This window comes from Streptomyces chumphonensis, from assembly GCF_014779715.1.
Classification (GTDB): Bacteria; Actinomycetota; Actinomycetes; order Streptomycetales; family Streptomycetaceae; genus Streptomyces; species Streptomyces chumphonensis.
Window position 1 is genome coordinate 291,678 of sequence record NZ_JACXYU010000002.1, and the last position, 18,977, is coordinate 310,654.

The window sequence follows — 18,977 nt, forward strand, 5'->3', positions numbered from 1 at the left end:
CCCCGGCCGGCCTCCCGACGCTCCCCTCCGGCCGCCCTCCCCCGCCGCCCGGTCCGCGGTGTCTTCCCGTGTTGCTCCCCCTCTCAGCCCGTTCGAGAAGCAACCAGGAGGCGCCCTGTGTCTACCCACCCCACCCCCGGCCGCCCGTCCCTCTCCGTGACCGCCACCGGTCTCACGTTCGCCTGGCCGGACGGCTCACCCGTCTTCGCCGGCCTCGACCTGGCCCTCGGCTGCGGGCGCACCGGCCTCGTGGGCTCCAACGGCAGCGGGAAGTCCACCCTGCTGAAGCTGCTGGCGGGGGAACTCACCCCGGAGAGCGGCACGGTGCGCGTCACCGGCGAGATCGGGTACCTGCCGCAGGACGTCACGCTGGAGACCGGCCTGCGCGTCGAGCAGGTCCTGGGCGTCGCGTCCCGCCGCGCGGCGCTGCATGCCATCGAGTCGGGGGACGCGCGCGAGGAGCACTTCACGGCACTCGGGGACGACTGGGACATCGAGGAGCGCGCCCGCGCGACGCTCGACTCCCTCGGCCTGACGGGCGTCGGGCTCGACCGGACGGTCGGCGAGGTCTCCGGTGGCGAGTGCGTCCTGCTGCGGCTCGCGGCGCTGCTGTTGGGCGGGCCCGACGTGCTGCTGCTCGACGAGCCGACCAACAACCTCGACCGCGCGGCCCGGCGGCGGCTGTACGCGGCGGTGGACGGCTGGCGCGGCGTGCTCGTCGTCGTCAGCCACGACCGCGAACTGCTGGAGCGCGTCGACCGGATCGCGGACCTGCACGACGGGGAGGTGCGCGTGTACGGCGGGAACTTCTCCGCCTACGAGGAGGCGCTCGCCACCGAGCAGGCGGCGGCCGAGCGCACCCTGCGCGCGGCCGAGTCCGATCTGCGCCGCCAGAAGCAGGAACTGGTCGAGGCGCACGGCAAGCTGGCCGCCCGCACGCGCTACGCCCGGAAGATGTACGCCACCAAGCGGGAGCCCCGCGCCGTCATGCGGCTGCGCGCCCGCAGTGCGCAGGTCTCCGCCGGCAAGCACCGCGTCCTGCACGAGCAGCGGCTCGCCGACGCGCGCGAGCGGCTGGACGAGGCGGCCGAGCAGGTACGCGACGACGCCCGCATCCGGGTGGAGCTTCCGTCCACGGCCGTCCCGCACGGACGCCAGGTGCTGAGCCTGCACGAGGTCGAACTGCGCTGCGGCGCACGGGCGACCTTCGACGTGCACGGGCCCGAGCGGATCGCGCTGATCGGCGCCAACGGCGCCGGGAAGTCGACGCTCCTGCGCACGGTCGCCGGGGTGCTCCCGGCCCGGTCCGGGACGGTGACGGCCCATGTCCCGACCCGGATGCTGCCGCAGCGACTGGACGTGCTCGACGAGGGGCTGAGCATCGTCGCGAACGTGGCGCGGACGGCCCCGAAGGCCGGGGACAACCGCATCCGGGCGCAGTTGGCGCGGTTCCTCTTCCGCGGCGGGCGGGCGGACCGGCTCGTGGGGACGCTCTCCGGCGGCGAGCGCCTCCGGGCGACGCTGGCGGCCCTCATGCTGGCCGAGCCCGCACCGCAGCTCCTGCTGCTGGACGAGCCGACCAACAGCCTGGACCTCGCCTCCGTCGACCAGTTGACGCAGGCCCTGGAGGGCTACGAGGGCGCGCTCGTCGTGGCCGGTCACGACGTGCCGTTCCTGCGGTCTCTGGGCATCACCCGGTGGCTGCACCTGGACGGGGAGGTGAGGGAGGCGGACCCGGAGACGCTGGATCCGGTGAGGGGCTGAGGCCGGGAGTTGGCCGGCGGTGCACTTCGCTCACTCCTGAGGGTTACTTCGGAGTAATCGCGGCTGCTTTCCTGTGCGTCAACGTGTCCCCACCCCAAGGGAGTCCCCGTGCCGAAGCGCCCCTGGCTTCGCTCCGTCCGCTCGACGGCCCTCGCCGCCGTCGCCGTCACCGCCGCCGTGGTGGCCGGTGCCGCCCCGCCCGCCGCCGCTGCGGCGCCGACGGCGGCGGCGACGGCCACCGCCGAGACCCCGCGGCTGCGGGTCCTCAGCTACAACGCGTTCCTGTTCAGCAAGAACCTGTACCCCAACTGGGGCCAGGACCACCGGGCCGCCGAGATCCCCCGCACCGACTTCTTCCGGGGCAACGACGTCGTCGTCCTCCAGGAGGCGTTCGACAACTCCTCCTCCGACGCCCTGCTGGCGGCCGCCGCCGAGGACTACCCGCACCGCACCCCGGTGCTCGGCCGCTCGCGCGGCGGCTGGGACGCGACCGGGGGCGCGTACTCCTCCTTCACCCCGGAGGACGGGGGTGTCACCGTGCTGAGCACCTGGCCCATCGTCCGCAAGGAGCAGTACGTCTACGCGGAGGGCTGCGGCTCGGACTGGTACTCCAACAAGGGCTTCGTCTACACCGAGCTGGACGTGGACGGCACGCCGGTGCACGTCGTGGGCACGCACGCCCAGTCCACCGACCCCGGCTGCGGGGAGGGCGAGGCCGCGCGGGTGCGCAGCAGCCAGTTCGAGGAGCTCGACGCCTTCCTGGACGCCCGGCGCATCCCGGCCGGTGAGCAGGTGATCGTCGCCGGGGACTTCAACGTCGACAGCCACAGCTCCGAGTACCCGACGATGCTGGCCGACGCGGACCTGGTGGACGCCGACGGCCGCTCCGGTCCCGCGTACTCCTTCGACCCGCGGCGCAACTCCATCGCGGCCGACCGCTACCCGGGCGAGGCCCGCGAGCACCTGGACCACGTCCTGCACCGGGCCGGCCACGCGCGCCCCGCCCAGTGGCACAACGAGACCGTGGACGAGCGCTCGGCGCCGTGGACGGTCACGAGCTGGGGCACGTCGTACACCTACACCAACCTCTCCGACCACTATCCCGTGATCGGGTACTGAGCCGACCGGGACCGGCCCCCACGGGCCGGTCCCTCCGCCCGGCACGGCCGACGACATCGAGGAGACTCTCAAGGGGATGGGAACGTGAGCCTGCCCGCCGTCGCCTCGCAGGGGCCGGACGCGCGGGGGCGGACGGCTTCACAGCGTTGGTGAGACAGCAATACTGTTGCACCATGAGCATGACCGTCGACGAACTGGCCGCCCGTGCGGGCGTCACCGTGCGCACGATCCGCTTCTACAGCACGCGCGGTCTGCTGCCCCCGCCCGACATCGGCCCCCGCCGCGTCGGCCGGTACGGGCCCGACCACGTCTCACGGCTGGCCCTGATCGAGGAGCTGCAGAGCCAGGGCATGACGCTGGCCGCCATCGAGCGCTACGTGCAGCGGCTGCCGGAGGGCATGAGCGCCGACGAGCTGGCCGTGCACCGCGCCCTGGTGGCCTCCTGGATGCCGGACAGCACCGACGAGGTCACCCGGGAGCAGCTGCGGCGCCGCTGCGGCCGGGCCCTGGAGGAGTCCGACGTCGAACGGCTCACGGCGATGAACATCCTGGAGCCCACGGACGATCCGGAGGTCTTCCTCGTCGACCCCGGGCTGCTCCACCTGGGGGTGCGGCTGCTGGACGTGCCGTTCTCACTGGAGTCGATCCTCGCCGCGCGCTCGGTCGTCGTCGGGCACGCCCGTGAGGTGGCCCGGGAGCTGAGCCGGCTCTTCCGGGACGAGGTGTGGGATCCCTACCGGGCCGCCGGGCCCGCCCCGGCCGACGTGGAGCGCATGAAGTCGCTCTCGGCCCACCTGCAGCCCGTCGTCGTGCAGGCCCTGCTGACCGCGTTCCAGCGCTCGCTCAAGGCCGAGCTGCGGGACGCGTTCCCGAAGGAGCGCGTCCCGCGCCTGGGGCCTGACGCGGCCGGGGCGGAGCCCCCCGACGACGCCGTCAGTCGCTGAACCGCTCGCCCTTCTCCGCCTTCTCCAACAGCAGCGCCGGCGGGGCGAAGCGGTCGCCGTAGCGCTCCTGGAGCTCGCGGGCGCGGGTCACGAAGCCCTCGGGGCCGCCCTCGTAGCCGTTGATGTACTGGAGGGCTCCGCCCGTCCACGGCGGGAAGCCGATGCCCATGACGGAGCCGATGTTGGCGTCCGCGACGGTGGTGAGGATGCCCTCCTCCAGGCAGCGCACGGTGTCCAGCGCCTCGGAGAAGAGCATGCGCTCCTTCAGGTCCCGCAGCGACACCTCGGGGCCCTCGCCCCCGGGTCGGCCGAAGTGCTCGCGCAGCCCGGGCCACAGCCGCGTGCGCCGGCCGTCCTCGTAGTCGTAGAACCCGGCGCCGCCGCTGCGGCCGGGGCGGCCGAACTCGTCGACCATCCGGTCGATCACGGCCTCGGCGGGGTGCTCGGGCCAGGCGACTCCCTCGGCCTCCAGCGCGGCGCGCGTCTCGTTGCGGATCTTGCGCGGCAGGGTGAGCGTCAGTTCGTCCATGAGGGACAGCACCTTCGCCGGGTAGCCGGCCTGCGCGGCCGCCTGTTCGACGGAGGCGGGCTCGATGCCCTCGCCGACCATCGCGACACCCTCATTGAGGAACTGCCCGATGACGCGGGAGGTGAAGAAGCCTCGGGCGTCGTTGACGACGATGGGCGTCTTGTTGATCTGGCGCACCAGGTCGAAGGCGCGGGCCAGGGCCTCGTCGCCGGTCTTCCGCCCGCGCACGATCTCCACGAGCGGCATCTTGTCGACGGGTGAGAAGAAGTGCAGGCCGATGAAGTCGCTCTCCCGCTCCACGCCTTCGGCCAAGCCGGTGATGGGCAGTGTGGAGGTGTTGGAGCACAGCAGCGCGTCGGGCTCGACGAGGTGCTGGATCTCCTGGAACACCCGGTGCTTCAGCTCGGTGGACTCGAAGACGGCCTCGATGACGGCGTCGCACCCGGCGACGTCGGCCGCCTCGGCGGTGGGCGTGATGCGGGCGAGCAGCGCGTCCCGCTTCTCCTGGGTGGTCCGGCCCCGGGCCAGCGCCTTGTCGACCAGGGCGACGGAGTAGTCCTTGCCCTTCTCGGCGGCCTCCCGGGACACGTCCTTGAGCACGACCTCGATCCCGGCCTTGGCGCAGGAGTAGGCGATGCCCGCCCCCATCATGCCCGCGCCCAAGACCGCGACCTTGGAGACCCGGCGCTCGGGGACGCCGCCGGGGCGGCTGGCTCCGGCGTTGACCGCCTGGAGGTCGAAGAAGAACGCCTGGATCATGTTCTTGGCGATCGGCCCGGTGGCCAGTTCGGTGAAGTACCGGGCCTCGATGACCTCGGCGTTGGCGAAGTCGACCTGACTGCCCTCGACGGCGGCGGCCAGGATGTTGCGCTGGGCGGGGTAGGGGGCGCCGCCGGTCTGCTTGCGCAGGTTGGCGGGGAACGCCGGGAGGTTGGCCGCGAACTTCGGGTGCGCGGGGGTGCCACCGGGGATCCTGTGGCCGGGGACGTCCCAGGGCTGGTGCGACTCGGGGTGGGCGTCGATGTAGGCCCGCGCCTGGGCCAGCATGTCCTCCTCGCTCGTGGCGAGGGCGTGCACCAGGCCCTTCTCCAGCGCGGCGGCCGGGACGTGCTGCTGCCCCTGGAGCAGGACGTTGAGCAGCGCGTCGGCGATGCCGAGCAGCCGCACGGTGCGCACGACGCCGCCACCTCCGGGCAGCAGGCCCAAGGTGGCCTCGGGCAGGCCGATGCGGCTGCCCTTCGCGTCCAGGGCGACGCGGTGGTGGCAGGCCAGGGCGATCTCGTAACCGCCGCCGAGCGCGGCCCCGTTGATGGCGGCGACGACCGGCTTGCCGAGCGTCTCGATGCGCCGCAGGTCGCGCTTGATCCGCATGCTCCTGTCGTAGACGTCCTGCGCGTCCTCGGGCGTGGCCCGGATGAGCAGGCGCAGGTCGCCCCCCGCGAAGAACGTCTTCTTGGCCGAGGTGACGATGACGCCGCGCACGGTGTCGCGTTCGGCTTCGAGGCGGTCGGCCACCTCGGTCAGCGACGCGGTGAAGGCCGCGTTCATGGTGTTGGCCGACTGGTCGGGGTCGTCGAGGGTGAGGGTGACGACGTCGTCGGCGTCGCGGTCCCAGCGGATCGCGGCGGGCGTGGACTCGGGCATGGCGGTCGGTCTCCAGGGAGGTGTCGGGTGCGGGCGGGGGCGTCCGGTGCTCAGAGGCGTTCGACGACGGTGGCGATGCCCATGCCGCCGCCGACGCACAGGGTGGCCAGCCCGTACCGCTGGTCGCGCCGCTCCAGTTCGTCGATCAGGGTGCCGAGGATCATGGCGCCGGTGGCGCCGAGGGGGTGGCCCAGCGCGATGGCGCCGCCGTTGACGTTGACCCGGTCCAGGCTCAGGCCCATGTCGCGCACGAAGCGCAGGACGACGGCGGCGAAGGCCTCGTTGATCTCGACGAGGTCGATGTCGTCGATCGTCAGCCCGGCCTTGGCGAGGGCCTTGCGGGAGGCGGGCGCGGGACCGGTGAGCATGATGGTCGGGTCCGCGCCGCAGACGGCGGCGGACAGGACGCGGGCCCGGGGGGTGAGGCCGTAGCGGCGGCCGGTCTCCTCGTTGCCGACGGCGACGAGCGCGGCGCCGTCGACGATGCCGGAGGAGTTGCCCGCGTGGTGCACGTGGTCGATCCTCTCGACCCAGTGGTACTTCTGGAGCGCGACGGCGTCGAACCCGCCCAGGTCGCCGATGGTCTCGAAGGACGGCTTGAGCGCGGCCAGGGAGTCGGCCGTGGTGCCCGGCCGCATGTGCTCGTCGTGGTCGAGGATCGTGAGGCCGGCGCGGTCCTTGACGGGTACCACCGAGCGGGCGAACCGCTCCGCCTTCCACGCCTCGGCGGCGCGCTCCTGGGACAGGGCCGCGTACTCGTCCACGTCGCGGCGGGAGAAGCCCTCGACGGTGGCGATGAGGTCGGCGCCGATGCCCTGCGGCACGAAGCCGGTCTCGAAACTCGTCATCGGGTCCATGGCCCAGGCGCCGCCGTCGCTGCCGATGGGCAGCCGCGACATGGACTCCACGCCGCCGGCGAGCACCAGGTCCTCCCAGCCGGAGCGCACCTTGGCGGCCGCGAGGTTCACCGCTTCGAGGCCCGAGGCGCAGAAGCGGTTCTCCTGCACCCCGGCCACGGTGTCGGGCAGCCCGGCGGCGATGGCCGCGATCTTGGCGATGTCGGAACCCTGGTCGCCGTGCGGGCTGACGACGCCGAGGACGACGTCGTCGATGGCGGCCGGGTCCAGGTCGGGGAAGCGGGCCCGGATCTCGTGGATGAGGCCCACGACCAGGTCGATGGGCTTGGTGGCGTGCAGGGAGCCGGCTGCCTTGCCGCGTCCTCGGGGGGTGCGGACGGCGTCGTAGACGAACGCTTCGGTGCTCACGGTGCGGCCTTTCGGTACGCGGAGGGGTTGTGTGGTTCGGTGGGACTCGGTGCTCTCCCGCGACCGGGACCGCCGCCGAACGCCTCGGGCGGCAGCCCCCAGTCGCGGGCCACGGACGCGGTGTCCGCGCCGGACGGGGCGGGGGCCGTGCGCACCGCGCCGGGGGTGGCGGAGAAGCGGGGGGCTGGCGCCGGCTGCGTGAGGCCGGCGTGCTCCACGAACGTCCCCCGGGCGGCGAGGTGGGGGTGCTCCGGCGCCTCCCGCAGGGAGAGGACGGGGGCCACGCAGGCGTCCGAGTCGGCGAAGACGGCCGTCCACTCCTCCCGGGTCCGGCGGCGGAAGCGGTCGGCGACGGCCGCGCGCAGGGCGTCCCAGCCGGCCGGGTCAGAACGGTCGGCCGTCTCCTCGTCCAGCCCCAGCAGTCGGGTGAACTCGGCGTAGAACCGCTCCTCCAGGGCCCCGACGGCCATGTGGCCGCCGTCGGCCGTCTCGTAGACGCCGTAGAAGGGGCTGCCGCCGTCCAGCAGGTTGCTCCCCCGGGCGTCCTGCCAGGCTCCGGCGGCGAGCATGCCGTGGAGCATGGCCGTCAGGTGGCTGGTGCCGTCCACGATCGCGGCGTCCACGACCTGTCCGGCGCCGTGCGTCCGTGCGTGGTGCAGGGCGGCCAGGACGCCGACGACGAGGTAGAGCGAGCCGCCCGCGTAGTCGCCGAGCAGGTTCGCCGGGAAGTGGGGCGGGCCGTCTGCCGTGCCGGTGAGGCCGAGCGCCCCGGTCAGGGCGATGTAGCCGATGTCGTGGCCCGCCCGGGGGGCCAGGGGCCCGTCCTGGCCCCAGCCGGTCATCCGCCCGTAGACGAGGGCCGGGTTGCGCTCCAGGCACGGGCCGGGGCCGACGCCGAGCCGCTCGGCGACGCCCGGGCGGTAGCCCTCGACCAGGACGTCGGCGCGGGCCACGAGATCCAGCAGGGTGTCCCGGCCGGTCGCGGACTTCAGGTCGAGCAGCACGGAGCGCTTGTTGCGGCCGGTGACGTCCAGGCGCGGTTCGATGCCGAGGCCCGGGCCGCCGGGGCGGTCCACGCGCACGACGTCGGCCCCGAGATCACCGAGCAGCATCGCGGCGAAGGGGCCGGGACCGATCCCGGCCAGCTCCACCACGCGCACCCCGGACAGCGGTCCCGTCCCGCTCCTCGCCGCCTCCATCAGGCCCCCAGCCGTGTGACACAACTGATGTAACACCGATGATGCTAAGAACGTGTTCCTGTTTCCACAAGCCCTTCGGGGCACGGGATTACCGGCGGGTACACCGCGGCGTCGCGGAGCCCGCGCGGCGGGGACCTCAGCCGTCCGACCGCGTGGCGTCCCATTCGGCGACCAGGCTCCGGGGGGCGATCGTCCGGTAGCTCTCCTCGACCCACTCCCGCAGCAGCTCCACCCCCGGCGCGCCCTCGGGAGCCAGCGGCACGCCGACCCAGCCCGAGCGCCCCAGCCCGTACCCGGCGGGGGCCGCGTCCGGGCAGCTCAGCGCGTGCGCGTGGACCTCGTCGTCCACCAGCTTCACCGTGATCCCCGGGGCCGGGCCGCCGTCACCCCCGCCGAGGAAGACGAACACCTTCCGGTTCACCTTCACCACGCTCTCGCCCCACGGGAACTCCTCCACCGCGCCGGGCAGAGTGAGGGCGAACTCACGTACCGCGTCCCACACCGCCGTTGGATCACTGCCTGCCTTGGCCATACGGTCACCGTAGGCGCGGCCACCGACAGCCGCCCGCCGTCCGCACCACGGGACGACCCCGCAGGGACCCGAGCGGACCGGACCGGACCCGACCCGGCGAAGGAGCCCCCGTTGCCCGCCAGCCACGACCTCGTCCTCTTCGGTGCGACCGGCTTCACCGGCCGGCTCACCGCCCGCTACCTGGCGCAGAACGCCCCCGGGGACTGCCGGTGGGCGCTCGCCGGACGCAACCGGGCCAAGCTGGCCGCCGTCCGCGAGGAGCTCACGGCCTCCTTCCCGCACTGCGCCGACCTGCCCCTGCTGGAGGCCGACGCCGCCGACCCGGCCGCGCTGCGCGCGCTGGCGGCCGACACGAAGGTCGTCATCACCACCGTCGGCCCCTACCTGCGCCACGGCGAGCCGCTCGTCGCCGCGTGCGCGGAGACCGGCACGGACTACGTGGACCTCAGCGGCGAGCCGGAGTTCGTCGACCGCATGTACGTCCGCCACGACGCGACGGCCCGGCGCACCGGGGCCCGCCTCGTCCACGCCTGCGGCTTCGACTCCGTCCCGCACGACCTGGGCGTCCTGTTCACCGTCGGCCTGCTCCCCGAGGGCGTCCCGCTGTCCGTGGACGGCTACGTGTGGAGCAACGCGACGTTCTCCGGCGGCACGTTCGCCTCGGCGCTGGGCGCCTTCTCCCGAGGACCGCAGATGCTCCAGGCCGCGCGGGAACGCCGCCGGGCCGAGGCCCGGCCGGCCGGGCGCCGCGTCTCACTGCCGCTGGGGTCCGTGCGGCGCCAGGGCCTGCTGGGGGCCTGGGCGGTGCCCCTGCCGACGATCGACACCCAGATCGTGGGCCGCTCCGCCGCCGCCCTGGAACGGTACGGGCCGCACTTCACCTACCGCCACGCGGTGAGGACGCGTTCGCTGCCGCTGGCCCTGGGCGGCATCGCCGGGGTGGCCGGGCTCGTCGGCCTGGCCCAGATCCCGCCCGCCCGGCGCTGGCTGTCGTCCCGGCTGGCGCCCGGTGAGGGCCCCGACGAGGCCCGCCGCGCCCGGAGCCGCTTCTCCGTGCGGTTCCTCGGCGAGGGGGGCGGCCGACGGGTGGCGACCGAGGTCCGCGGCGGCGACCCCGGCTACGACGAGACGGCGAAGATGCTCGCCGAGTCCGCTCTCTCGCTGGCCTTCGACGACCTTCCGGCGACCTCCGGCCAGGTCACGACGGCACAGGCGATGGGATCGGCGCTGACCGCACGGCTGCGGAAGGCGGGGCTGCAGTTCCGGGTGACGCACACGGGCGGGCCGGAGGCCGGGATCTGAGACGGCGGCGGGGGCCGGGCGGACGCGCGCCCGGTCAGGCCCCCGCCACCGCGCGGGCGAGCGCCGCCCGGCACAGCCGGTCGGCCCGCCGCGTCGTCTCCGGCTGCCGGACGTCGCGGGCGAGGCGGAGGACGTGCGCGCAGGCGGCGTCCAACGTCACCCGGTGGCCGACGGAGACGTACACGGGCTTGACGCCGGCCCGCGTCCGCAGCGCCGCCCCGGCCACCTCGCCCGTCGCGGGGTCCGTCAGGGCCGCCCGGGCTCCGCGCTCCGCGTCCAACGGGCCGTGCGCGAAGCCGAACGGGTTCTTCGCGACGCCGACCGACGGCAGCCCCGTCAGCACGCCCAGGTGGCTGGCGAGCCCGAACCGGCGGGGGTGGGCGAGGCCGTAGCCGTCGCAGACGACGAGGTCGGGGACGCCGCGCAGCCGGTCGAGGGCCGCCAGCGCGGCGGGCAGTTCCCGGAACGCGAGCAGGCCGGGGAGATAGGGGAAGGGCACCGGACCCGCCGCCGTCGCCTCCTCGACGACCTCCAGCGTGCCGCCGTCCAGGACCACCACGGCGGCCGCGACCGTGTCGCGCGCGTCGTCGTACGCGACGTCGACACCGGCGACCAGCGTGCCCGGCCGCCCCGGGGGCGGTGCCTCGTCGGCCACCACGACCCGTCCGCGCAGCTCGCCCTGGACGGCGACCGCCTCCTCGGCGGTGGCCGGGGTCGTGTGCCGCGCGGCGTAGCCGGTCACGTGCCGGGCGAGGCGCCGCCGGGCAGGCCCTTGCGCTCCCCGCCGGGGCTCTGGAGCGGCTTGCGTTCCACGGACACACCGCCCCAGAAGGCCAGGCCCGTGACCCTGACCCGGACGGCGCCCGGGGTCCCCCCGCCCGTCGCGGAGTGGTCGAAGCCGCCCATGATGCCGACGCCCCCCACCGTGACCTCGGCGTCGGGCGGGACGACGATCTGCACCCCGCCCATCACGGCGGTGGCGCGGATGACGATCTCGCGGTCCTCGAAGCGGGCCTCGCGCAGATCGATCTCCCCGCCGCCCCACACCGCGACGGCGGTGAACGTGCGCGGCGCGACCCAGCGGCCCTTGCGGACGAACGCCCCCATCAGGGCGAAGCCGCCCCGCGAACTGGCCGTGCCGCCGAACCGGTCGGCCCAGCCGTCCGCCGCGCGCGGGGCCGGGGACGCCGCACGGTGGTCGGCCTGGGGCAGGTCCGCCACGAGCGGCACGAGTTCGCCCCGGGTGCGGGCGCGGTACGCGGCGTCGAGGCGTTCGCCGAACTCGTCGGTGTCGAGGCGGCCGTCGGCGAGGGCGTCCCGCAGCACCTCGGCGATCTCGTCCCGTTCCGCATCCGAAGCCCGCACGTCGGGCAGTTCTCCGTCCATGGGCGGCAGCCTACGCACCGGACCCGGCCGGGCGCAGCGCCACCCGTCCCAGCACCCGGGCGTACACCGGGGGTTGCCCCCGCGGTCACCGCAGCAGGACGGCGAGGACGGCGACCGCCAGGCCGCCGCCGAGGACCGCGGTGGCCACGCGGGTGCGGCCCAGACGGCTCAGCACGATGGCCGTGCCGGACAGGATCAGCGCCACGCCGTAGAGCCCGAGCGTCAGGAGCGAGGGCTCGGCGGCGAAGCGGACGCCCATGGTGACGGCCACGGCGAGCATCACGACGGCGGCGGCGACCCCGCGCACGAGGCGGGCCTGTCGGGGGGTCAGAGCGCCGGTGGGGCGCCCCGGGCCTGCGGAGGTGGTCGCGTCGTTCTCGCCGAGTGCGGTCATGCACAGGAGCGTAATGCTTTGCCCAACGCCTCCGCGCACCCGTCCGGAGGCGTGCCGCGCTCCGCGGCCCGGGGGCGTTGTCAGTGGCGACCGGCAGGATGAGCGATGGCCCTCACCCCGGCTGCGGCCCGGCGGGCGGCGGCGCGCGGAGCAGCGCGTCGGCCGACCGATGAGAAACGGCCGTGGCGACCGTCGGAACCTTCGGCAACGTTTTACGGAAGCGAGCGGATGATGACAGCACTTGACCGAACGGGGCGCACCACGCGGCGTGCGGGCCCGGGCGGAGGCCCGGCCATCGAGACCTCCGGCCTGGTGAAGACCTTCGGGGAGACCCGCGCGGTGGACGGCATCGACCTCACCGTCCCGGCGGGCACGGTCTACGGCGTCCTCGGGCCCAACGGCGCGGGGAAGACGACGACGGTGCGGATGCTCGCCACCCTGCTCAAGCCCGACGGCGGCGAGGCCCGCGTCTTCGGGCACGACGTCCTGCACGAGGCCGACACCGTGCGCGGCCTGGTGAGCCTGACCGGGCAGTACGCCTCGGTCGACGAGGATCTGACCGGCACCGAGAACCTCGTGCTGCTCGGCCGGCTGCTGGGGCACGGCAAGCGCGCCGCCCGGGAGCGATCGGGCCAGTTGCTGGAGGCGTTCGGGCTGAGCGAGGCCGCCGGGCGGCAGGTGAAGAACTACTCGGGCGGCATGCGTCGCCGCATCGACATCGCCGCGAGCATCCTCAACACACCCGACCTGCTGTTCCTGGACGAGCCGACGACCGGCCTCGACCCCCGCAGCCGCAACCAGGTGTGGGAGATCGTGCGGGCCGTCGTCGCCCAGGGGACGACGGTCCTGCTGACGACGCAGTACCTCGACGAGGCGGACCAGCTGGCCTCCCGCATCGCCGTGATCGACAAGGGCACCGTCATCGCCGAGGGCACCAAGGGGGAGCTGAAGGCGTCCGTGGGCGGCGGCACCGTCCACCTGCGGCTGCGTGAGGCCGAGCAGCGCGAGAAGGCGGCCCACGTGCTGTCGGGCGTGCTCGGCGTCCAGGCGGCGCTCGACCCGGACCCGCTGGCGCTCACCGCCCGGGTGGGCGACGGCGGGCGGGGCGCGGCCGAGCAGGCGGGCCGGGTGCTGGCGGAGCTGGCGCAGCACGGCATCGTCGTCGACAACTTCTCACTCGGCCAGCCGAGCCTGGACGAGGTGTTCCTCGCCCTCACCGACCGCACGACCGCCCCGCGCACGAGCGCGGAGGACCGGAACGGCCGGAAGAACCAGAAGGAGGCCGTGGCATGAGCGCCCCCGCACCCACCGCGCCGCAGGACGCGGAGCTGGCCCCGGTCACCGCCGAGAGCCTCTCCGCGCTCCTCATCAGCACCGAGCGTCCGCCGCGCCCGAGCGGATGGGCGACGTCCATGGCGTTCGGCCGGCGGGCCGTGCTGAAGATCAAGCACGTCCCGGAGCAGCTGTTCGACGTCACGGCGTTCCCGATCATGATGGTGCTGATGTACACGTACCTCTTCGGAGGTGCGCTGGCCGGGTCGCCCACGGAGTACCTGCAAGGGCTGCTGCCGGGCATCCTGGTGATGAGCATCGTGATGATCACCATGTACACCGGTGTCGCGGTCAACATCGACATCGACAAGGGCGTGTTCGACCGGTTCCGCACCCTGCCGATCTGGCGCCCCTCCCCCATGGTCGGCTACCTCCTGGGCGACATGCTCCGGTACGCCATAGGGTCGGCGGTCATGCTGACGGTCGGGCTGATCATGGGCTTCCGGCCGGAGGGCGGCGTCACCGGTGTGCTGGCCGGCGTCGCGCTGCTGATCGTCTTCTCGTTCTGCTTCTCCTGGGTGTGGACGATGTTCGGCCTGCTGCTGCGCACCGAGAAGTCGGTCATGGGCGTCAGCATGATGGTGCTCTTCCCGCTGACGTTCCTCAGCAACATCTTCGTCGACCCGGCGACGATGCCCGGGTGGCTCCAGGCGTTCGTGCACAACAGCCCGGTCACCCACCTGACGTCCGCCGTGCGCGGGCTGATGGCGGGCGACTGGCCCGCCGACGAGATCGCCTGGTCCCTCGGGTGGGCGGGGGCCATCTGCGTCGTCTTCGGAACGGTGACGATGCGCCTCTACAACCGGAAGTAGGCGTCGTCCCGCCGCGCGAGGTGCCGGGGCGGGACGGCTGCGCGACACTGGGCGCATGCCCGAACTGCCCGAGGTGGCGGCGCTCCGCGACGTCCTGGCCGACCGCCTCACCGGTCGGACCGTGGCCACGGTCCGACCGGTGGCGGTCAGCGTCCTGAAGACGTTCGACCCGCCGGTCACCGCCCTGGAGGGGGCGACGTTCACCGGTGTCGCCCGGCACGGCAAGTTCCTCGACCTCGTCGCCGGGGACCTGCACCTCGTCGTTCACCTGGCACGGGCCGGCTGGCTGCGCTGGCACGACAGCGTGCCGCAGACCCCGCCACGGCCCGGCCGGGGCCCGCTGGCGCTGCGGCTCCGGCTCGCGGGGGCCGACCGGTCCGGGTTCGACCTGACCGAGGCGGGATCCCGCAAACGGCTCGCGGTCTACGTCGTCCGCGACCCGGCCGACGTCCCCGGCGTCGCCCGGCTCGGTCCGGATCCGCTCGCCCCCGGCTTCGACCTGACGGCCTTCCGGGAACTCCTGGCGGGCCGGCGGCACCGGATCAAGGGCGTCCTGCGCGACCAGAGCGTCATCGCGGGCATCGGCAACGCCTACTCGGACGAGATCCTGCACGCGGCCCGCATGTCCCCCTACCGGCTCGCCGCCGACCTCTCGCAGGACGAGACCGCGACGCTGTACGAGGCGATGGGCACCACCCTGCGGGACGCCGTCGAGCGGGCCCGAGGGCTGGCGGCCGGGGAGCTGAAGGCGGAGAAGAGGCTCGGCCTGCGGGTCCACGGACGCACCGGCGAGCCGTGCCCGGTGTGCGGCGAGCCGATCCGGGAGGTGTCGTTCGCCGACTCCTCCCTCCAGTACTGCCCGCGCTGCCAGACCGGCGGCCGGGTGCTGGCCGACCGCCGCATGTCGCGGCTGCTCAAATAGGCGCGCCGCGCGCGGGCGAGATCCCCCGGAGCCTGACCGTCTCCGGGGGATCGGGCGCGGGGACGGCCGCTACGACCGGCCGCGTGCGGAACGCCGCTTCCAGTACACCGCGCCACCGGCGCTGGCCAGCAGCAGGGCGCTGCCGCCGAGGAGGGCGGCGGTGTCGGTGCCCTCGAAGGCGCCCCCCACACCGGTGCGGACGGGTCCGCTCGGGTGGGTCGGGTGGTGCGTGGGCTGCCCGTCGTGCGGGGGTTGCCCGTGGTGCGTGGGCTGCCCGTGGTGCGTCGGTTGCGGCGAACCGGTCGGCCGCGGCGAGTGCGTCGGCCGCGGCGAACGCCTCGGCCCCTCCGCCTCCCGGTCGACCTCGAAGCTCGCCGCCCACGGCTCACCGCCCGGACAGGTGCCGTCCACGCCCCACGTCGAGACGCGCCCGACGGGGTTCGGTCCCCGCTCCGAGAAGACGTCGGGACCGGCGACCTTCGCCGTCCCCCGGTAGACGGGTCCGCCCTCCCCGTCGCCGGACTCCCGCCCGTCGACGCGGCGCAGCGTGACCGTTCCCCTGGCCAGCGCCTGCGAACTCGCCTTGATGCCGCCTGGGATGCTCCCGTCGGTGGGACCGCAGTCGACGGAGAGGGTGAGGGTGCCGCCCGGCGCGCTACGCCGGGGCGTGACCTCGGCGTCGGCGGCGTACGCGGGGGCGGCTGTCGCGGCTATGAGGCAGGCCGTGCCCGCCAGCGTCGCGGGCACCAGGCGCAAGGGGCGCATCGGGGGTACTCCAGGGTTCCCGGGCGGGGCCGCTGCGGACCGTTCCGCACACACGTTGACCACGCACCGTCACGCATGACGCTAGATCCGTGAGGAGGGGCACGCACCTCGCGCACGCCCATCCGGGGCCGACACGCCGGTGGCCGTCCCACGGCTCCGCCGCGGCGCCCCTAGTGGTCCGGCGGCGGCACCACCGCGATCGGGCAGCGGGCGTGCAGCAGGACGGCGTTCGACACCGAGCCGACGAACATCCCCGCGTGCCGCAGCCGGTGGCGATGCCGTCCGACGACGACGAGGTCGGCCGCGTCGGAGGCGTCGACCAGCCGTCCGGCCGCGTCGCCCGGCGCCACGACCCAGTCGACGTCGACCTCCGAGGCGCGGCCCCGCGTGGCGTGCTCCAACCGCTCCCGCTGCTCCTGCCCCGTCTCCCGGGCGATCTGCGGCCCCTCGGGGTCGGTCAGGTCCATCTGCGGCGCGCCGAGCAGGGTCAGCGTGGAGAACGGAACCGGGTAGGTCGTGACGACCTGGAGCTGTGCGCCGCGCAGCAGCGCTTCCCGGAAGGCGAAGTCCACGACCGCGTCCACCGTCTCCTGCGGCTCCAGGCCGAGGACGACGCGCCCGACGGGCTCGGCCACGGCGCCGCGGCCACGCTCGTGGTGCGGCACGACCACGACGGGGCAGCCCGCGTGCACCGCGCAGGCCCGTCCGTTGGACCCGAGCAGCAGGCTGGCGAAACCGCCCCGCCCCCGTGAGCCCAACACCAGCAACCGGCCCTGCCCGCCCAGCTCCGGCAGGGCGGCGGAGGGGGTGCCGCTGAGCGTGGTGAAGCGGGTCTCCGGCATCCCCTCCCGGCCCGCGAGGCGCTCGCGGACGCCGTCGAGCACCGGGTCCTCGACGGCGGGGGGCGCGGTGGGGGGCGGCTCGGGAGCGCCGTGGATGTTGGGCGGCCAGGGCCACACGTGCGCCACGAGCAGCTCGGCGCCGTGCAGCCGGGCGGCCTGCACGGCCCAGTCCAGGGCCCGCAGGCTCGGCTCGGACCCGTCGACGGCCGCGATGACCGGCAATCCGCCCATGGCACCGGGCTCCCTTCTCCCCGCTCCCTCACCGTCTCCAGGGTCCACCCGTGCGGCGGTCGCGTCGAGCCCCGCATGGGCCGCCCGGGTGAGCGCGGGCCGTCCGCGCGGGGTACCTCCACCGGTGACCGCGCGGTAACTTACCCGGACGTCGAGAACCAGCGGAGGTGCCGGGCGTGGGTGGGACGCGATCGTGGTGGGGCTGGGGGCACGTCGAGGACGCCGTAGGCGGCGCCGAACTGGACACGCTGCTGCGCCGGGTGCGGGCCGCCCTGCCGGACGCCGAGCTGACCGGCCACCGGCCGCCTCCGGTGGCGTCGCTCGGGCTGCCGCCCTCCCGGGCCGTGGTGCCCGACGCGCTGGCCCCGCTGTGCTCCACCGAGCCCGGCGACCGCGCGGCGCACGCGCGCGGCAAGGCGTTCCGGGACGTCGTGCGAAACCTGCACGGCGACCTGGCCTCCGTGCCCGACCTGGTGGCCCGGCCCCGTCACGAACGCGACGTCGTGGCCGTGCTGGAGTGGTGCACCGGGCGCGACTACGCGGTCATCCCCTACGGCGGGGGCAGCTCCGTGGTCGGCGGCGTCGAGCCCCGCTTCGACGGCCACCCCGCCGTCGTCACCCTGGACCTGGAGCGGCTCGACCGCGTCGTGGAGGTCGACACGATCAGCCGGGCGGCCCGCGTCCAGGCCGGCGTCCTCGGGCCGCACCTGGAGGACCAGCTCCGCCCGCACGGGCTGACGCTGCGCCACTTCCCCCAGTCCTTCGCGTTCTCGACCCTGGGCGGGTGGCTGGCCACCCGGGCCGGCGGCCACTACGCCACCGTGCTCACCCACATCGACGAGCTGACGGAGTCCCTGCGGGTGGTGACGCCGAGCGGGATCAGCGCCTCCCGCCGACTGCCGGGCTCCGGCGCCGGGCCCTCACCCGACCGGCTGTTCCTCGGCTCCGAGGGCACCCTCGGCGTCATCACGGAGGCGTGGATGCGCGTGCGGCCGCGACCGCGCTGGAAGGCCGCCGCGTCCGTGCACTTCGAGACGTGGCCGGCCGCCGTGGCCGCGACGCGCGACGTCGCCCAGAGCGGGCTGGACCCGGCGAACTGCCGGCTCCTGGACGCCGGTGAGGCGTTCCTCAACGCGGACGTCGCCGTGGGCGGCGGCGTGCTGGTCCTGGGGTTCGAGTCGGCCGACCACCCCGTCGACGCCCCCCTGCGCCGCGCGGTCGAACTGGCCCGGGCGCACGGCGGCACCGTCCCGGCCGGGCGGGGCCGCAGCGCCGGGCGGGACGGCGGCGACGCGATACCGGACGAGGCGGGGGCGGGGGCGGAACGGGCCTGGCGCGCGGCGTTCCTGCGCATGCCCTACCAGCGGGACGCCCTGGCCCGGCACGGCATGATCGTCGAGACGTTCGAGACCGCCTGCACGTGGGACCGGTTCGACGCGCTGCACCACGCGATCACCGAGGCCGCGACCGGGGCACTGCGGGCCGTGGCCGGCGCGGGCGTGGTCACCTGCCGCTTCACCCACGTCTACCCGGACGGCCCCGCCCCCTACTACGGCGTCTACGCGCCGGGACGCTGGGGCAGCACCGTGGCGCAGTGGGACGAGATCAAGGCGGCCGTCTCCGAGGCGATCGTCGCGCACGGCGGCACCATCACCCACCACCACGCCGTGGGCCGGGACCACCGCCCCTGGTACGACCGGCAGCGCCCCGACCCGTTCGCCGCCGCGCTCACCGCCGCCAAGTCGGCGCTCGACCCGGCCGGAATCCTCAACCCCGGCGTCCTGCTGCCCGCCCGCTGAGCGCTCCCGCGCCAGGCCGTCCTCAAGGGGTGGATCCGGGGCGTGTCCCCGATGCCCGGGAACCACGACTCCGTCCATATTCGGGAGAACAGCCGCTCTCTCCCGAAGGGATGCCCATGACTCCGTCCACGCCCGGCCGTTCACGACGCCGCGCCCTGTCCTCACTCGCCGCCCTCGGGCTGGTGGCGTCCGCCGG

General features: G+C 74.7%; 17 protein-coding genes. 8 read left to right on the top strand and 9 right to left on the bottom strand.

From position 1 onward, the window contains the following. Positions 1–117: 117 nt before the first annotated feature. The 3 genes from IF129_RS06570 (at position 118) to IF129_RS06580 (ending at position 3,827) form a co-directional block, all read left to right on the top strand. Positions 118–1,764, top strand: coding sequence for an ABC-F family ATP-binding cassette domain-containing protein (locus IF129_RS06570; RefSeq protein WP_191208523.1), 1,647 nt, complete (start codon positions 118–120; stop codon positions 1,762–1,764). Between the two features lie 108 nt (positions 1,765–1,872). After that, positions 1,873–2,883 carry a sphingomyelin phosphodiesterase gene (sph, locus tag IF129_RS06575; RefSeq protein ID WP_191208524.1) on the top strand — a complete coding sequence of 337 codons (1,011 nt, stop codon included), beginning with the start codon at positions 1,873–1,875 and terminating at the stop codon, positions 2,881–2,883. A 173-nt stretch (positions 2,884–3,056) separates the two neighbouring features. Next, positions 3,057–3,827 (top strand): MerR family transcriptional regulator, encoded by a 771-nt coding sequence (locus IF129_RS06580; protein WP_191208525.1) that lies wholly within the window; start codon positions 3,057–3,059, stop codon positions 3,825–3,827. Here IF129_RS06580 and IF129_RS06585 read toward each other — a convergent pair. From IF129_RS06585 to IF129_RS06600, 4 genes are all read right to left on the bottom strand, one after another. Beyond that, entirely contained in the window at positions 3,817–6,000 is a 2,184-nt protein-coding gene (locus IF129_RS06585; RefSeq protein ID WP_191208526.1) for a 3-hydroxyacyl-CoA dehydrogenase NAD-binding domain-containing protein, read from the bottom strand. The two genes, IF129_RS06580 and IF129_RS06585, sit on opposite strands and share 11 nt — an antisense overlap. A 50-nt stretch (positions 6,001–6,050) precedes the next feature. Next, positions 6,051–7,265, bottom strand: coding sequence for an acetyl-CoA C-acetyltransferase (locus IF129_RS06590; protein ID WP_191208527.1), 1,215 nt, complete (start codon positions 7,263–7,265; stop codon positions 6,051–6,053). Beyond that, positions 7,262–8,464: a CaiB/BaiF CoA transferase family protein gene (locus IF129_RS06595; protein ID WP_191208528.1), complete on the bottom strand. Its 1,203-nt coding sequence runs from the start codon at positions 8,462–8,464 to the stop codon at positions 7,262–7,264. The genes IF129_RS06590 and IF129_RS06595 overlap by 4 nt, the downstream gene beginning before the upstream one ends. A gap of 136 nt (positions 8,465–8,600) precedes the next feature. Further along, positions 8,601–8,996: an MmcQ/YjbR family DNA-binding protein gene (locus IF129_RS06600; RefSeq protein ID WP_191208529.1), complete on the bottom strand. Its 396-nt coding sequence runs from the start codon at positions 8,994–8,996 to the stop codon at positions 8,601–8,603. A gap of 111 nt (positions 8,997–9,107) precedes the next feature. Here IF129_RS06600 and IF129_RS06605 point away from each other — a divergent pair, with 111 nt between their 5' ends. After that, a complete protein-coding gene (locus IF129_RS06605; RefSeq protein ID WP_191208530.1) occupies positions 9,108–10,298 on the top strand; it encodes a saccharopine dehydrogenase family protein in 1,191 nt (396 codons plus the stop codon). A gap of 34 nt (positions 10,299–10,332) precedes the next feature. Here the strand turns inward: IF129_RS06605 and IF129_RS06610 are convergent, their stop codons facing one another. From IF129_RS06610 to IF129_RS06620, 3 genes are all read right to left on the bottom strand, one after another. After that, positions 10,333–11,040 (bottom strand): endonuclease V, encoded by a 708-nt coding sequence (locus IF129_RS06610; RefSeq protein ID WP_191208531.1) that lies wholly within the window; start codon positions 11,038–11,040, stop codon positions 10,333–10,335. Next, positions 11,037–11,684 carry a DUF1707 SHOCT-like domain-containing protein gene (locus IF129_RS06615; protein WP_191208532.1) on the bottom strand — a complete coding sequence of 216 codons (648 nt, stop codon included), beginning with the start codon at positions 11,682–11,684 and terminating at the stop codon, positions 11,037–11,039. Before IF129_RS06615 ends, IF129_RS06610 begins: the two co-directional genes overlap by 4 nt. Before the next feature lie 85 nt (positions 11,685–11,769). Next, positions 11,770–12,078, bottom strand: coding sequence for a hypothetical protein (locus IF129_RS06620; RefSeq protein ID WP_224754484.1), 309 nt, complete (start codon positions 12,076–12,078; stop codon positions 11,770–11,772). Between the two features lie 231 nt (positions 12,079–12,309). On the opposite strand from IF129_RS06620, the gene IF129_RS06625 reads away from it, so the two are divergent. The 3 genes from IF129_RS06625 to IF129_RS06635 are packed head-to-tail and all read left to right on the top strand — an operon-like array spanning position 12,310 to position 15,144. Beyond that, complete coding sequence (locus tag IF129_RS06625; RefSeq protein ID WP_191208744.1) at positions 12,310–13,371, top strand: ATP-binding cassette domain-containing protein; 1,062 nt, start codon at positions 12,310–12,312, stop codon at positions 13,369–13,371. Next, positions 13,368–14,222 (top strand): ABC transporter permease, encoded by an 855-nt coding sequence (locus IF129_RS06630; protein ID WP_191208533.1) that lies wholly within the window; start codon positions 13,368–13,370, stop codon positions 14,220–14,222. Before IF129_RS06625 ends, IF129_RS06630 begins: the two co-directional genes overlap by 4 nt. A gap of 55 nt (positions 14,223–14,277) precedes the next feature. Further along, positions 14,278–15,144: an Fpg/Nei family DNA glycosylase gene (locus IF129_RS06635; RefSeq protein WP_191208534.1), complete on the top strand. Its 867-nt coding sequence runs from the start codon at positions 14,278–14,280 to the stop codon at positions 15,142–15,144. A 69-nt stretch (positions 15,145–15,213) separates the two neighbouring features. Here the strand turns inward: IF129_RS06635 and IF129_RS06640 are convergent, their stop codons facing one another. Together IF129_RS06640 and IF129_RS06645 are read right to left on the bottom strand one after the other, a co-directional pair. After that, entirely contained in the window at positions 15,214–15,909 is a 696-nt protein-coding gene (locus IF129_RS06640; RefSeq protein WP_191208535.1) for a hypothetical protein, read from the bottom strand. Positions 15,910–16,079: 170 nt separating this feature from the next. Then, on the bottom strand, positions 16,080–16,982 hold the full coding sequence (locus tag IF129_RS06645; RefSeq protein ID WP_191208536.1) for a universal stress protein: 903 nt from the start codon (positions 16,980–16,982) through the stop codon (positions 16,080–16,082). Positions 16,983–17,158: 176 nt separating this feature from the next. On the opposite strand from IF129_RS06645, the gene IF129_RS06650 reads away from it, so the two are divergent. Continuing rightward, positions 17,159–18,781, top strand: a complete 1,623-nt coding sequence (locus IF129_RS06650) for an FAD-binding oxidoreductase (RefSeq protein ID WP_191208537.1) — start codon at positions 17,159–17,161, stop codon at positions 18,779–18,781. Positions 18,782–18,977: the final 196 nt, after the last annotated feature.